Raw genomic sequence first — 14,877 nt, forward strand, 5'->3', positions numbered from 1 at the left:
GTTACGGCGGCCATAGCGGCAGGGAAACACCCGGTCCCATCCCGAACCCGGAAGTTAAGCCTGCCAGCGCCGATGGTACTGCAACCGAGAGGCTGTGGGAGAGTAGGACGCCGCCGGACAAACATTCCAGTAGAGGCCACCCCTTGAGGGTGGCCTCTACTGTGTTTTGCAGACAGACTTCTACCTCAATAGCGATCAGACGGAGCAGGTGCACGGACGTGGCAGAGCAGCGAGGACGCCGAGACGGCGGATCCCGGGACGGTGGTTCCCGGTCGGGCGGGCCCCGGCAGGGTGGCCCGCGCAAGAGCAACGCGTCGCGAGGTGACGGGACGTCCCGTGGCCGCTCCGATCGTGATCGCAAGCCCTACGAGCGCAAGGACGGCGACCGCAAGCCGTCCTCCGAGCGGCGCAAGCCCGGCACCGGTGGCAAGCCGGGTGGGAAGTCCGGTGGCGGTTCGAGCGAACGCCGGATCGGCGGCACGCCGGAGCGCCGTGAGCGCACCGTCGAGCAGGCCATCTACGACGGCCCGCCGCTGCCCGAGGAGATCACCGGAGCCGAGCTGAGCCCGCAGGTGCGTGCCCAGCTCCGCAGCCTTCCGGAGAAGCTCTCCCTGCGCGTCGCGCGGCACCTCGCCGCGGCCGGCCAGCTGGTCGACGAGGACCCGGAGACGGCGTACCAGCACTCGCTGGCGGCCAAGGCCCGCGCCGCGCGGATCGCGGTCGTGCGCGAGGCCGTGGGTGAGGCGGCCTATGCGTCGGGCCACTACGCCGAGGCGCTCGCGGAGCTGCGTGCGGCGAAGCGGATGAACGGCGCGACGGCGTACCTGCCGATCATGGCGGACTGCCACCGTGCGCTGGGCAACCCGACCCGTGCCCTCGAGCTGGCGAAGAGCCCGTCGGTGGCGGGCTTCCCGTCGTCGGCGAAGGCCGAGATGACGATCGTCGAGGCCGGTGCCCGGCGCGACCTGGGCCAGCTGGACGCCGCGCTGCGCACGCTGGAGGTCTCCCCGCTCAACAGCAAGAGCCGGGAGCCGTGGGTGGTGCGCCTGCGCTACGCCTACGCCGACACGCTCGAGGCGGCGGACCGTCTCAACGACGCGCTGACCTGGTTCCACAAGACGAACGCGATCGACGCCGAGGAGATGACCGACGCCGCGGAGCGGGCCGAGGCGCTCGAGAAGCGGGTCGACCGCTCCTGAGTCAGGGAGTGGCACTCCCGGTGGGGGCGCCACTCGGGCTGCCGGACGCGATGCCGGTCGGCGTCCCGGACGGCGTGCCCGTGGGCGTCCCGGACGGGGTGCTCGTCGGCGTCCCGGACGGCGTCGTGCCGGGCGTCTCGGAGGGGACGCCGGTGCTCCCGTCGCCGGGCTCGGCGTCGGGGCGCCCGGTGATCGTGATGATCGCCTTGTCGGCACCGGCCGGCTGGGTGTCCCAGCGGATGTCCTCGCGATAGGCGATCTCGATCTGGTCGACGACCGCGACCGCGGCCTCGCCCGACTCGATCTTCAGCACGATCGAGTCGCCGGCCACCAGCCGCTGACCCTCGGGGTCGACGAGGTCGGAGCAGAACTGCTCGGGACGGGTGGTGACGCCGACCGTGCCGCGGCGGCACAGCAGCGGGGTGACCGACAGCTTCGCGCTGGTGGTGGTGTGCACCTTGACCCCGGAGATCCGCAGGGTGCGGTCGAAGTCGTCGCCGGCGGCGAACATGCCGACGTACAGCGGGGTGTCGACGACGCCGCTCGCGCTGATCGTGCGGCTGTCGGTGGGCAGCTTCTCGGGGGTCATGGCGTACCAGACCAGCCAGCCCACGAGCAGCAGCAGCCCGGCGAGGCCGATGACGATGCGCCACCCGCGCGACTGCAGCGAGATCCGCGGGAGCGGAGGCTTGCGCAGGGCGCCGTCCTGGTCGGTCATGGTCGAACCTTAGGACACCGCGACGGGGGCGCCGGGCACCTGCCACACTCCGGTTCATGAGTCTCCCCGCACGCCGCGGCCCCGCGCAGCCCAAGCGGCCCACGCTGGAGGGCAGCGTGGCCGTGCGCGACGGCCGGCGGCTGAGCTTCGCCGAGTACGGCTCGCCCCGCGGGCCGGCCCTGGTGTGGATGCACGGGACCCCCGGCGCCCGCCGGCAGATCCCGGTCGACGCCCGGCAGTACGCCGAGGAGGCGGGCCTGCGGATCATCGGGATCGACCGCCCGGGGATCGGCTCCTCGACGCCGTACCTCTACCCGGACGTGCTCGACTGGACCGCCGACCTCGCCCTGCTGCTCGACGCGCTGGCCGTGGAGGACCTGCGGGTGATCGGGCTCTCGGGCGGGGGACCGTACGCGCTCGCGGCCGGCGCGGCGCTGCCGGACCGGGTGCGCGGCGTCGGCGTGCTGGGCGGCGTCGCCCCGACCCGGGGCGCGGACGCGGCCGCGGGCGGGATCATCCAGCTCGCGGTGCACGCCGCGCCGCTGCTGGCCGCCACCCGGGTGCCGTTGGGGGTGGCGCTGACCGGCGCGATCCGCAGCGTGAAGCCGCTGGCGGGCCCCGCGCTGGACCTGTACGCCGCCGTGCAGCCGCCGGGGGACAAGAACCTGCTGGGGCGCCCGGAGTTCAAGGCGATGTTCCTCGACGACCTCCTGAACGGCAGCCGATTCCAGACCTCCGCGCCGCTCTCGGACCTGATCCTGTTCACCCGGGACTGGGGATTCCGGCTGGACGACGTACGGGTGCCGGTGCGGTGGTGGCACGGCGACGACGACCACATCGTGCCCTTCCGGCACGGCCAGCACTGCGTGGACCGGCTCCCGGACGCCACCATGACCACGATCGACGGGGAGAGCCACCTCGGCGGCCTCGGGATCGCCCAGCAGGTGATGGACGAGCTGCTCGGGCTGGGTGTCACGGGCGGCTGACGTCAGCCAGGACACACCGGCGAACCACTGGTGTCCTGCCGCCCCATGGGTAACAATGGGTACACAACCACACAGATGTCATTCATGGTGACGGTGACCGTGCGTCCCGCGACCACGACCCACTTCCGAGGAGACCGCTGGGGAAGGCGCATCTCGCGTCGGAGGTAGGGGAGAAGTCGAGGAGTTGTCGTGACCGGAAGCATGAGTGCCACCAGGGGCGTGTTCTACGTCCACTCTGCGCCGTCCGCGCTGTGCCCTCACATCGAGTGGGCGGTGGGCGGCGTGCTCGGCGTACCCGTGAACCCTCACTGGACGCCGCAGCCCGCGCAGTCGGGCAGCTATCGTGCCGAGTTCTCGTGGACCGGTGCGGTCGGTGCGGCGGCCGAGATGGCCTCCGCGCTGCGTGGGTGGAACCACCTGCGCTTCGAGATCACCGAGGAGCCGACGTCGTCGACGGAGGGTGCGCGTTACTCCTACACCCCCGACCTCGGCGTCTTCCACGCCGTGACCGGCATCCACGGGGACATCATGATCCCCGAGGACCGGCTCAAGGCCGCCGTCGTCCGTGCGGCCCTCGGCGAGGTGACCTTGGAGATCGAGATCGACAAGCTGCTCGGCAAGCCCTGGGACGACGAGCTGGAGACCTTCCGGCACGCCGGCGAGGGCGCCCCCGTGCGCTGGCTGCACCAGGTCGTCTGACCTGCCCCTGGACGAAGCGGAAGGCCCCGGCGCGGTTGCGCCGGGGCCTTCCGTGCGTTCGGTGCCGCGGGTCAGAGCGGGATGTTGCCGTGCTGCCCGCGTCGTACGCCGGAGGTGCGAACCTCGGCGAGCAGCGCTGCGGCGAGCGCGGTGCGGGTGGTCTGCGGGCTGACGATCTCGTCGACCACGCCGATCTCCACGGCACGCTCCACACCGCCGGCGATCCGCTCGTGCTCGGCGGCCAGCTCGGCCTCGACCTGGTCGCGCAGCTCGGGAGCCACCTCGGCGAGCCGGCGTCGGTGCAGGATCCGGACGGCGGCCAGCGGCCCCATCACCGCGATCTCGGCGCCGGGCCAGGCGAACACCCGGGTCGCGCCGAGGGAGCGGGAGTTCATCGCGATGTAGGCACCGCCGTAGGACTTGCGGGTGACCAGGGTGACCCGGGGGACCGAGCACTCGGCGAAGGCGTGCAGCAGCTTCGCCCCCCGTCGTACGACGCCGTCCCACTCCTGGCCGACACCGGGCAGGTAGCCCGGGACGTCGACGACGACGAGCAGCGGGATGCCGAAGGCGTCGCACATCCGCACGAAGCGCGCGGCCTTCTCCGCCGACGGTGAGTCCAGGCAGCCGCCGAGGCGCAGCGGGTTGTTGGCGACGACGCCGACGCTGCGGCCGCCGAGGCGGCCCAGGGCGGTGACGATGTTGGGCGCCCAGCCGGCGTGCAGCTCGACCGCCGTGTCGGGGTCGAGGATGCCGTCGACGAGCGGGTGCACGTCGTAGGCCCGCTTGCGGGACTCGGGCAGGATCGCGGCGAGGTCGCGGTCCTCGACCGCCTCCGCGTCGAGCCGGCCCTGCGCGCCGACGAGCACCGAGACCGCGCGGGCCTTGGCGAGCGCCTCGTCCTCGGTGGTGGTGACGATGTGCACGACACCGGAACGACGCCCGTGCGGCTCAGGGCCGCCGAGGCGCAGCATGTCGACGGCCTCGCCGGTGACGGAGCGGACGACCTCGGGACCGGTGACGAAGATCCGGCCCTCGGGGCCGAGGATCACCACGTCGGTCAGCGCCGGGCCGTACGCCGCACCACCGGCGGCGGGGCCGAGCACCACCGAGACCTGGGGGATGACGCCGGACGCGGCGGTCATCACCTCGAAGATCCGGCCGACGGCGTGCAGGGAGAGCACGCCCTCGGCGAGACGCGCCCCACCGGAGTGCCACAGCCCGATGATCGGGATGCGGTCGGTGAGGGCGCGGTGGTAGGCATCGACGACGACGCTGCAGCCGTCGTTGCCCATCGCGCCACCCATGACGGTCGCGTCCGAGCAGAACGCGACCACGCGGGCGCCGTCGACCGTGCCGGTCGCGGCCATCATCCCGCAGTCAGGGTCACCGGTAGGGAGGAGTTCCAGTGACCCTGGATCGAGGAGGGCACCGAGCCGCTTGAGCGGGTGACGAGGGTCGTCCTCGCGCGGCGGCTTGGTGGCCTGGGGGGTGGTCTGGGTGGCGGTCATCAGCCCACCGAGCCGAACACGACGGCCACGTTGGCGCCGCCGAAGCCGAAGGAGTTGTTGATCGCCGCGATGTCGCCGATCGGCAGGTCGCGGACCTTGGTCGCCACGTCGAGCTCGACCTGGGGGTCCTGCTCGTCGAGGTTGATCGTCGGCGGCGCGGTGCGGTGGTGGACCGCGAGCACGGTGGCGACGGCCTCCAGCGCGCCGGCACCGCCGAGCAGGTGGCCGGTCATCGACTTGGTGGCCGAGACGACCAGCTCGCCGGCGTGCGCGCCGAGGACGGCGTGCAGCATCAGCGACTCGGCGACGTCGCCCTGCGGGGTGGACGTCGCGTGGGCGTTGACGTGCGCGATGTCGGCGGGCGCGACGCCGGCGTCCTGCACCGCGAGGCGGATCGCGCGGGCGCCGCCGCGGCCGGCCGGGTCGGGCTGGGCGATGTCGTGGGCGTCGGCGGTGATGCCGGCGCCGAGCACCTCGGCGTAGATCCGGGCGCCGCGGGCCTGGGCGTGCTCCAGGGACTCCAGGACCAGCGCGCCGGCACCCTCACCGAGCACGAAGCCGTCGCGGCCGGTGTCGAAGGGGCGGGAGACGGTGGTGGGGTCGCCGTCGTTCTTCGACAGCGCCATCATGTTGGCGAACGCCGCGATCGGCAGCGGGTGGATGGCGGCCTCGGTGCCGCCGGCGATGGCGACGTCGACCCGGCCGAGCCGGATCTGGTCGACGGCCAGCGAGATGGCCTCGTTGCCCGACGCGCACGCCGAGACCGGGGTGTTGACCGGGCCGCGGGCACCGAGCTTGAGGCTGATGGTGGCGGCCGGGGCGTTCGCCATCAGCATGGGTACGGCGATCGGGGAGACCCGGCGCGGCCCCTTCTCCAGCAGCGTCTCGTGGTTGGACAGCAGGGTCTGCACGCCGCCGATGCCCGAGGCGAAGGCGACGCCGAAGCGCTCGCCCTCGAGGTCCCCGGACTCCTGCACGGCGTCCAGGCCGGAGTCGGACCAGGCCTCGAGCGCCGCGACCAGCGCGAGCTGCGAGGAGCGGTCGAGGCGGCGGGCGACGACCCGGTCGAGGACCTCGGTGGGGTCCACGGCCGCCGGGGCGCCGATGGTGACGGGGAGGCCTTCAGCCACGTCGCCGAGGTGACGTACCCCCGAACGACCGGCGAGCAGGCCCTCCCAGGTGCTGGTGGCATCGCCACCGAGCGGGCTGGTGGTGCCCAGGCCGGTGACGACGACTCGGGTGCGCGACATGGCTGAAGGTCTCCGTCCGGATCAGGCGGCGCGGTTGCGCTCGATGTAGGCGACGGCGTCGCCGACGGTCTTCAGGTTCTTGACCTGGTCGTCGGGGATGGTCACGCCGAACTTCTCCTCGGCCTCGACCACGACCTCGACCATGGACAGGGAGTCGACGTCCAGGTCGTCGCTGAACGACTTGTCGAGCTGGACGCTGTCGGCGGGGATGCCGGCGACCTCGTTGACGATGTCGGCGAGGGCGCTGCGGATCTCTTCGGTGCTCATTCTTCTTCTCCAGGGTGTGGGTGGGCGGAACTTCGGGGGTCAGGGGACGATGACGACCTGGGCGGCGTACGCCAGGCCGGCACCGAAGGCGATGAGGAGCGCGACGTCGCCGGAGCTCGCGTCGCCGTCGGCGATCATCCGGTCCAGGGCCAGCGGGATCGAGGCCGCGGAGGTGTTGCCGGCGTCGACGATGTCGCGGGCGATCTTGACCGTGTCGGGCAGCCGCAGGGTGCGGGCCATCGCGTCGGTGATCCGGTTGTTGGCCTGGTGCGGGACGAAGCAGTCGAGCTCGTCCACGGTGACGCCGGCGCGGTCCAGGGCCTGCTGGGCCACCTTCGCCATGCTGTACGACGCCCAGCGGAACACCTCGCTGCCCTTCATCGACAGGAAGGGCATCCCGGTGCCCTCGGCGAGGACGTCGCGCAGGTCGGGGGTGCGGATGTGGTCGTAGTGCTCGCCGTCGGAGCCCCACACGACCGGGCCGATGCCGGGGGTCTCGGACGGTCCCACGACGACCGCGCCGGCGCCGTCGGCGAAGATGAACGCCGTCCCGCGGTCGGTCGGGTCGGTGATGTCGGAGAGCTTCTCCACGCCGATCACGAGCACGTGCCCGGCGCTCCCGCCGCGGACCATGTCGTGCGCGAGCGCGACGCCGTGGCAGAAGCCCGCGCAGGCGGCGGAGATGTCGAAGGCGGCCGGCTGGTTCGTGCCCAGCGCGTGGGCGATCGCGGTGGCGGCCGACGGGGTCTGGAGCAGGTGGCTGACGGTGGCCACGACGACGGCGTCGACCTGCTGGGCGTCGATGCCGGCGCGCTCCAGGGCGGTGCGCGCCGCGGCGACCGACATCGACACGACGGTCTCGTCGTCCCCGGCGAAGCGGCGGGTCTTGATGCCGGAGCGCTGCTGGATCCACTCGTCGCTGGACTCGATCGCGTCCACGACCTCGGAGTTCGGTACGACGCGCGCGGGGCGGTAGGCGCCGACGCCGAGGATCGCGGCGTACGTCGCGCCGGTCTCGACCTGGAGGGTGGTCACGCCGGGACGACCTCGGGGTAGAGGCGCAGGAGCGGCTGGCCGGGGGCCACCGGGTCGCCGTCCTCGACGAGCCACTCGACGACCTGGCCGCCGTGGGCCGCGGTCACCGCGATCCGGTCACGCAGGCTGGCGACGTCGCCGATGGTGACGCCGGCACCGAGCACGTCGGCGTCGGCGGCCTCCTCGGAGCGGTGGAAGACGCCCTTGGCGGGGGAGACGACCATCCGCCAGGTGGGGCTGGACTCCATCGTGGACGGCTCGCCGTGCCGCTCGCAGAAGGCGCGGGCGTCGTCGAGCTGGTCGGGCGTGCTGAGCGCGAAGGTCTCCACGCTCATCCCGCGGTCGCGGAAGAAGCGCTTGGCGATGCCGGTCAGGGTGCCCGCGGGCGGGATCTCCAGGAAGCCGGTGACGCCGATGTCGGCCATCGTCTCCAGGCACAGGTCCCAACGGACCGGGCGGGCGATCTGGCCGACGATCCGGCGCAGCACCTCGCGGCCGTCGTGGACGACGGTGCCGTCGGTGTTGGAGATGAACCGGGTGCGCGGGTCGTGCGTCGAGACGGAGCGGGCCAGCGAGGCGACGTGGTCGACGGCCGGGGCCATGTGCACGGAGTGGAAGGCCCCCGCGACCGACAGCGGCCGCAGGCGGGCGCCCTTCGGGGCCGCGTCGGCGAAGGCGGCCAGCTGCTCCGTCGTACCGGCGGCGACGATCTGGCCCGGGCCGTTGTCGTTGGCGGGGGTGAGGCCGTGCTGCGTGAGCGCGGCCAGCACCTCCTCGCGGTCGCCGCCGAGGACGGCGGTCATCCCGGTCGGGGTGACCGCGGCGGCCTGGGCCATCGCCCTGCCCCGCTCGCGGACCAGGACCATGGCCTGCTCGGCCGTGATCACCCGGGCGCCGACGGCGGCGGTGATCTCACCGACGCTGTGGCCCGAGACCGCGCCGAGGCCGCGGTAGGCGTCCGCCGGGTGCGGGTAGAGCTGCAGCGTGGTCACCAGCGCCGAGCCCACGAGCAGCGGCTGGGCGACCTGGGTGTCGCGGATGGTCGCCTCGTCCGCGGCGGTGCCGTAGTGGGCGAGGTCGAGCCCGGCAACGGCGGAGAGCCAGTCGATCCGCGCGGCGAAGGTCGGGTCCTCCAGCCAGGGCGAGAGGAAACCGGGGGTCTGTGCCCCTTGTCCGGGGGCCACGATCACGAGCACGGATCCAGACTGCCGGGCGAGGGGACCCGATCGCGCATCCGCCGCCGACGAATCTCGTGCGATGCCTTTGTGGGAGTCCTACAAGTGGGATTGCCGCCCCAGCACGAGCGCGAGCTGGAGCACCAGCGCGTCGCGCGGGACCGACGGGGTGAGCCCGGTGAGGTCGCCGATCTGGCCGAGCCGGTAGCGCACGGTGTTGGCGTGCACGAACAGCGCCCGGGAAGTCGCCTCGATGGCGCCGCCGTGGGCGAAGTAGGCCACCAGGGTCTCCACGAGCTCGCCGCGAGCCTCGGTCAGCGGACGGTAGAGCTGCTCGACGGCCTCCACCCGCGCCTCGTCGTCCCCGGCGAGGATCCGCTCGGGCAGGAGGTCGTGGGCCGAGACCGGTCGCGGCGCGTCCGGCCAGCCGACCGCAGCGCGCAGGGCGCCGAGCGCGACGCTGGCCGACACGTGCGCCTGGGCCAGGTCGGTCGCGACCGGGCCGACCACGACGGCGCCCTCGCCGAACACCTCCAGCAGCGCGGCGGCGTCCTTCTCCGGCGTGCTCACCCCGCCGAGGATCACCACGAGCAGGTGGCCCTGGACGGCGCAGAGGGCGTCCAGGCCGCGCTCGCGGGCCGCCCGTCGTACGGCGTCGAAGAGCCCGGCCTGCGCCCAGGCGGCCTCCGCGGGGGCGGTGCCGACGACCACCGCGACCTCGCCGCGCGCCGCCCAGCCGACCGCGCTCGCGCGGGAGAGCACCGACTCGTCGGTCTCGTCGCGGAGCACGGCGTCGACGACGAGCGCCTCCAGGCGGGCGTCCCAGCGGCCGCGGACCTCGGCGGCCCGGGCGTAGACCTCGGCGGTGGCGAAGGCGACCTCGCGGCCGTAGCGGAGCACCGCGGCGTGCACCTCGGCCATCACGTCCGGCTCCAGGAGCAGCTGGACGTTGCGCTCGACCTCGTCGATGGTCAGCTTGATCAGGTCGACGGTCTGGTGGAGGTCGACCGCACCGGCCATGGTGCGCGGCGCGGCACCGAAGACCTGCACCACCACCTCGTTGTCGGCGGGGTCGGAGCCGCCGCCGCCGGAGAACCAGTCGACGAATCCCTGCACACCGGCCTGCACGATCATCCCGACCCAGGAGCGCTCCTCGGCGCCCAGCTCGCGGAACCACGCCAGGTCGGCCTCCATCCGGGCGACCGCGGCGGTGCTGAGCGAGCCGGTCGCGGCGCGCAGCTGCTGGGTCGCGCTCTCCCGGGCAGCCGGGCCGGTGGGGGACATGGCCCCAGCGTAGGACCCGGGCGGCGGAAAGGATCCGGACGGGTGCTGTCGCGCCGGGCCGGTGCGTGGTTGAATCGTGCACCACCCGCTAGCAGGAGCAAGCGCCTGCTAGCACGTCGGCGAGGGGGAGCCGCCATGGCGGAAACGACGCACGCGGTGCAGTTCGTCACGCTGCACGGCAAGCGCCGGGCCTTCGTGAAGCAGGGCAGCGGTCCCGCGCTCCTGCTGCTGCACGGCCTGGCCTGCGACCACACGACGTGGACGCCGGTGATCGACGAGCTGGCGAAGAAGTACACCGTCATCGCCCCCGACCTGCTCGGCCACGGCCTGTCCGACAAGCCGCGCGCCGACTACACCCTCGGCGGCTACGCCAACGGCATGCGCGACCTGCTCACCGTGCTCGGCATCGACAAGGTGACCGTCGTCGGGCACAGCTTCGGCGGCGGCGTGGCGATGCAGTTCGCCTACCAGTTCCCCGAGCGCACCCAGCGGGTGATGCTGGTCTCGACCGGCGGCCTCGGCCCCGACGTCACCCCGCTGATCAAGCTGATCCAGGTCCCCGGCTGGTTCCGGGTGATGGGCGCGCTCACCCTGCCCGGTGTGCGCCACCTGGAGACCTTCGCGCTCCGCACCGCCCACCAGTACGGCGACCTGGGCCCGCTGCGCAAGGTCACCCGCGACCTCGACGAGGTCGCCGACATCGTCGAGTCGTGGAAGGACCGGCGCACGCGCTTCGCGATCCGCCACCTGGTCCGCGCCGTGATCGACTGGCGCGGCCAGATCGTCACCATGTCCGACCGCGCCTACCTCAGCGACGCGATGCCGATGGCGGTGGTGTGGGGCCGCGAGGACCAGGTGATCCCGGTGCGGCACGCGAGCAACGCCGCGGCGCTGGCGCCGGAGGTGCGGGTCGAGGTGCTGGAGGACGCCGGGCACTTCCCGCACAAGAACCATCCGGAGGAGTTCGCCCGGATCCTCGACGACTTCGTGAGCACGACCGAGCCGGCGACGTACAACCGGGCCCGCTTCCGCCGGATGCTCACCTCCGGCGCCTCCGCCCCGGCCACCGCGCTCACCCCGGCGGTCGCACCCGCGTAAGCAGAGCCGCCGGGCGGTGTCTCTCTCGTGTGAGAGGCGATCGGGTGTCCTGGCGGATGGTCCTCGGCAGCGTCGTGACCGTGGTGGGTCTCACCACGGGCATCGTCGGTGCCGGTACGGCGCTGGTCGCGCCGCCGAGCCAGGCGGCCGGTCGCTGACGACGACGAAGGGCGAGGGGAACCTCTCCTCCCCTCGCCCTTCTCGTGGTGCGGCGACGCTCAGGCGTCGCCGCCCTCCTGCTGCACGCCGGCGACGGCCGTCGGGTCGTCGATCCGGTACTTCTCCAGCGCGTCCTTGACCCGGCCCGGGTCGATCTCGCCGGCGTCGGCCAGCGCGGCCAGGGCCTGCACGACGACCGACGGGGCGTCGACCTGGAAGTAGCGCCGCGCGGCCGGACGGGTGTCGGCGAAGCCGAAGCCGTCGGCGCCCAGCACCCGGTAGTCGGCGGGCACCCACGGCGCGATCTGCAGCGGCACGGCGGTCATGTAGTCCGACACCGCCACGACCGGCGCGTTCGCGTTGTCGCCCTCGCCCAGCGCCTGGGTGACGTACGCCGTGCGGTGCGCCTCGTCCGGGTGGAGCAGGTTCCACTTGCCGGTCGCGACGCCGTCGCGGGCCAGCTCGTTCCACGAGGTGACCGACCAGGTCTCGGCCTGCACGCCCCAGTCCTCACTGAGCATCCTCGCGGCCTCGACGACCCACGGGAAGCCGACACCGGAGGCGAGCAGGCGCACCCGCGGGCCGTCCGCGCTCGGGGCCTCGGAGACGCGGTACATGCCCTTCAGCAGGCCGGCCACGTCGAGGCCCTCCGGCTCGGCGGGCTGGGCGACGGGCTCGTTGTAGACGGTGAGGTAGAAGATGACGTCCTCGCCGCGCGGGTGGGCCTCGCTGGCGCCGTACATCCGCTCCAGGCCCGAGCGCATGATGTGCCCGACCTCGTAGCCGAAGGCGGGGTCGTAGTGCACGACCGCCGGGTTGGTCGCCGCGATCAGCGGGGAGTGCCCGTCGGCGTGCTGGAGACCCTCGCCGGTGAGCGTCGTCCGGCCGGCGGTGGCGCCGATCAGGAAGCCGCGCGCGAGCTGGTCGGCCATCGCCCAGATCGAGTCGCCGGTGCGCTGGAAGCCGAACATCGAGTAGAAGATGTAGAACGGGATCATCGGCTCGCCGTGGGTGGTGTACGACGACCCGGCCGCGATCGCCGAGGCCATGGCACCCGCCTCGGAGATGCCCTCGTGCAGCATCTGGCCCTGCGGCGACATCTTGTACTGCAGCAGCATGTTGCGGTCGACGGACTCGTAGGTCTGCCCGGCCGGGTCGTAGACCTTGGCCGAGGGGAACATCGCGTCCATGCCGAAGGTGCGGTACTCGTCGGGCGCGATCGGGACCAGGCGCTTGCCGATGCCCGGGTCCTTCATCCAGTCCTTGAGCAGCCGGACCGCCGCCATCGTGGTGGCGACCTTGTGGCTGCCGGCGCCCTTCTTGAGCTCGGCGTAGGTGCTGTCGCCGGGCAGGGTGAGCATCGTCGAGCGGTCCTGCCGGCTGGGCAGGGAGCCGCCGAGCTGGCGGCGCCGCTCGAGCATGTACTCGATCTCGGGGGAGTCCGCGCCGGGGTGGAAGAAGGGCGCGGTGCCGGTGGCGTCGTACGCCGTCTCCAGGTCGCGGTCGCTGATCGGCAGGTAGAGCCGGTCGCGGAACTTCTTGAGGTCGTCCTGGGTGAGCTTCTTCATCTGGTGGGTCGCGTTGCGGCCCTCCAGTGCGTCGATGGTCCAGCCCTTGACGGTGTGGGCCAGGATCACCGTCGGCTGGCCGACGTGCTTGGTGGCGGCGTCGAAGGCGGCGTAGACCTTGCGGTAGTCGTGGCCACCGCGCGGCAGCTTCTCGATCTGCCGGTCGGTCATGTGCTCGACCATCGCGCGCAGCCGCGGGTCGGGGCCGAAGAAGTGCTCGCGGTTGTAGGCGCCGCTCTCGACCGAGAAGGTCTGGAAGGCGCCGTCGGGGGTGGCGTTCATCTGGTTGACGAGCACGCCGTCGACGTCGCGGGCCAGCAGCGCGTCCCACTCGCGGCCCCACACGACCTTGATGACGTTCCAGCCGGCGCCCCGGAAGTTGGCCTCCAGCTCCTGGATGATCTTGCCGTTGCCGGTGACCGGGCCGTCGAGCTGCTGCAGGTTGCAGTTGATGACCCAGGTGAGGTTGTCGAGCTCCTCACGGGCAGCGATCCGGATCGCGCCGAGCGACTCGGGCTCGGCCATCTCGCCGTCGCCGAGGAAGGCCCACACGTGCTGGTCGCCGGTGTCCTTGATGCCGCGGTTGTCCAGGTAGCGGTTGAAGCGCGCCTGGTAGATCGAGTTGATGCCGGTCAGGCCCATCGAGACCGTCGGGAACTCCCAGAAGTCCGGCATCAGCCGCGGGTGCGGGTACGACGGCAGGCCGGCCCCGGGCCCGTGCTGGACCTCCTGGCGGAACCGGAAGAGCTGCTCCTCGGTGAGCCGGCCCTCGAGGTAGGCGCGGGCGTAGATGCCCGGGGAGGCGTGGCCCTGGATGAAGAGCTGGTCGCCGCCGCCGGGGTGGTCCTTGCCGCGGAAGAAGTGGTTGAAGCCGACCTCGTAGAGGCTCGCCGAGGACTGGTACGTCGCGATGTGGCCGCCGACCTCCAGGCCCTTGCGGTTGGCGCTGGAGACCATCACCGCGGCGTTCCAGCGCAGGAAGGCGCGGATCCGGCGCTCGACGTCCTCGTCGCCGGGGAACCAGGGCTCGCGCTCGGGCGGGATGGTGTTGATGTAGTCGGTGCTGCGCAGCGCGGGCACGCCGACCTGCTTCTGCCGCGCGCTCTCCAGCAGGCGCAGCATCACGTAGCGCGCACGCTCGCGGCCGCGCTCGTCGACGAGGGCGGTGAAGGAGTCGATCCAGTCCTTCGTCTCGTCCGGATCGATGTCCGGCAGCTGCGTGGGAAGGCCCTCGTGGATGACCGAGGCGGGACGGGCGGCCGGGGTGGGGCCGGAGGCTGTGGCATCGGGGGTGTCGGAGGTCACCCCGCCATCCTTCCACTCGAATCCAGGGCGGGAAATCTACCGAGGAGTAGCCCGAGGAGTGGTCATCGAGGCGGTGCGCGGCACCCCGAGTCGGGCCCGAGGGTTGCGCCCCGCCCCCTGACTCCGCTGGACTAGGGCCCAGCCCGCGCGGATGCGGGGGCTTCGTCGTACCCGAGAACCCTGGAGGACGCACCGTGACTTCGACCGCCCCTGGCGGCACCACCCCGACCGGACCCGCCGAGCGGATGGGTCTCAAAGCCGGGTCGGTGGTCCAGGAACTCGGCTGGGACAACGACACCGACGACGACCTCCGGGTCGCGCTCGAGGACGCCATCGACGGCGACCTCGTCGACGGTGACTACGGCAACGTGGTCGACGCCGTCCTGCTGTGGTGGCGGGCCGACGACGGCGACCTGGTCGACGGGCTGGTCGACGCCCTGACCGACCTCGTCGGCGGTGGTGTGATCTGGCTGCTCACCCCCAAGATCGGCCGCCCGGGCGCGGTCGACGCGGCCGACATCGCCGAGGCCGCCCCCATCGCGGGCCTCGCGCAGACCACGGCCGCGACGGTCAGCAAGGACTGGGCGGCGACTCGCCTGGTGGCACCCAAGACCATCGCCTGA

At 72.6% G+C, this 14,877-nt stretch carries 13 protein-coding genes and 1 rRNA gene; 6 read left to right on the forward strand and 8 right to left on the reverse strand.

What is annotated here, in order from left to right:
* Positions 1-2: 2 nt before the first annotated feature.
* Together rrf and MRBLML1_RS11045 are read left to right on the forward strand one after the other, a co-directional pair.
* Positions 3-119: ribosomal RNA gene (gene rrf, locus MRBLML1_RS11040) — 5S ribosomal RNA — on the forward strand.
* A 99-nt stretch (positions 120-218) separates the two neighbouring features.
* On the forward strand, positions 219-1,199 hold the full coding sequence (locus MRBLML1_RS11045; RefSeq protein ID WP_364515683.1) for a tetratricopeptide repeat protein: 981 nt from the start codon (positions 219-221) through the stop codon (positions 1,197-1,199).
* A gap of 1 nt (position 1,200) precedes the next feature.
* Here MRBLML1_RS11045 and MRBLML1_RS11050 read toward each other — a convergent pair whose 3' ends face one another.
* Positions 1,201-1,917, reverse strand: a complete 717-nt coding sequence (locus MRBLML1_RS11050; RefSeq protein WP_364515686.1) for a hypothetical protein — start codon at positions 1,915-1,917, stop codon at positions 1,201-1,203.
* Positions 1,918-1,973: 56 nt separating this feature from the next.
* Here MRBLML1_RS11050 and MRBLML1_RS11055 point away from each other — a divergent pair, with 56 nt between their 5' ends.
* Both MRBLML1_RS11055 and MRBLML1_RS11060 read left to right on the forward strand, forming a co-directional pair.
* On the forward strand, positions 1,974-2,903 hold the full coding sequence (locus tag MRBLML1_RS11055) for an alpha/beta fold hydrolase (protein ID WP_364515689.1): 930 nt from the start codon (positions 1,974-1,976) through the stop codon (positions 2,901-2,903).
* 201 nt (positions 2,904-3,104) lie between these two features.
* The gene (locus MRBLML1_RS11060) at positions 3,105-3,602 is read left to right on the forward strand and encodes a DUF3145 domain-containing protein (RefSeq protein ID WP_364515691.1); all 498 of its coding nucleotides are present in this window, start codon (positions 3,105-3,107) and stop codon (positions 3,600-3,602) included.
* 71 nt (positions 3,603-3,673) lie between these two features.
* On the opposite strand, the gene MRBLML1_RS11065 is transcribed toward MRBLML1_RS11060, so the two are convergent.
* The 6 genes from MRBLML1_RS11065 to MRBLML1_RS11090 form a co-directional block, all read right to left on the reverse strand.
* Positions 3,674-5,113 carry an acyl-CoA carboxylase subunit beta gene (locus MRBLML1_RS11065; protein ID WP_364515694.1) on the reverse strand — a complete coding sequence of 480 codons (1,440 nt, stop codon included), beginning with the start codon at positions 5,111-5,113 and terminating at the stop codon, positions 3,674-3,676.
* The gene (locus MRBLML1_RS11070; protein WP_364515697.1) at positions 5,113-6,363 is read right to left on the reverse strand and encodes a beta-ketoacyl-[acyl-carrier-protein] synthase family protein; all 1,251 of its coding nucleotides are present in this window, start codon (positions 6,361-6,363) and stop codon (positions 5,113-5,115) included. The genes MRBLML1_RS11065 and MRBLML1_RS11070 overlap by 1 nt, the downstream gene beginning before the upstream one ends.
* A 21-nt stretch (positions 6,364-6,384) precedes the next feature.
* The gene (locus MRBLML1_RS11075; RefSeq protein ID WP_364515700.1) at positions 6,385-6,630 is read right to left on the reverse strand and encodes an acyl carrier protein; all 246 of its coding nucleotides are present in this window, start codon (positions 6,628-6,630) and stop codon (positions 6,385-6,387) included.
* Positions 6,631-6,669: 39 nt separating this feature from the next.
* Positions 6,670-7,665: a beta-ketoacyl-ACP synthase III gene (locus MRBLML1_RS11080; RefSeq protein WP_364515703.1), complete on the reverse strand. Its 996-nt coding sequence runs from the start codon at positions 7,663-7,665 to the stop codon at positions 6,670-6,672.
* The gene (locus tag MRBLML1_RS11085) at positions 7,662-8,861 is read right to left on the reverse strand and encodes an acyltransferase domain-containing protein (RefSeq protein WP_364515706.1); all 1,200 of its coding nucleotides are present in this window, start codon (positions 8,859-8,861) and stop codon (positions 7,662-7,664) included. Before MRBLML1_RS11085 ends, MRBLML1_RS11080 begins: the two co-directional genes overlap by 4 nt.
* 78 nt (positions 8,862-8,939) lie before the next feature.
* Positions 8,940-10,124: a PucR family transcriptional regulator gene (locus tag MRBLML1_RS11090; RefSeq protein ID WP_364515709.1), complete on the reverse strand. Its 1,185-nt coding sequence runs from the start codon at positions 10,122-10,124 to the stop codon at positions 8,940-8,942.
* A gap of 135 nt (positions 10,125-10,259) precedes the next feature.
* On the opposite strand from MRBLML1_RS11090, the gene MRBLML1_RS11095 reads away from it, so the two are divergent.
* Positions 10,260-11,222 (forward strand): alpha/beta fold hydrolase, encoded by a 963-nt coding sequence (locus MRBLML1_RS11095; RefSeq protein ID WP_364515712.1) that lies wholly within the window; start codon positions 10,260-10,262, stop codon positions 11,220-11,222.
* A 218-nt stretch (positions 11,223-11,440) separates the two neighbouring features.
* Here the strand turns inward: MRBLML1_RS11095 and aceE are convergent, their stop codons facing one another.
* On the reverse strand, positions 11,441-14,254 hold the full coding sequence (aceE, locus tag MRBLML1_RS11100) for a pyruvate dehydrogenase (acetyl-transferring), homodimeric type (RefSeq protein WP_414691242.1): 2,814 nt from the start codon (positions 14,252-14,254) through the stop codon (positions 11,441-11,443).
* A gap of 194 nt (positions 14,255-14,448) precedes the next feature.
* On the opposite strand from aceE, the gene MRBLML1_RS11105 reads away from it, so the two are divergent.
* On the forward strand, positions 14,449-14,877 hold the full coding sequence (locus tag MRBLML1_RS11105) for a DUF3052 domain-containing protein (protein ID WP_414691243.1): 429 nt from the start codon (positions 14,449-14,451) through the stop codon (positions 14,875-14,877).

The organism is Nocardioides sp. LML1-1-1.1 (genome assembly GCF_040676175.1).
Classification (GTDB): Bacteria; Actinomycetota; Actinomycetes; order Propionibacteriales; family Nocardioidaceae; genus Nocardioides.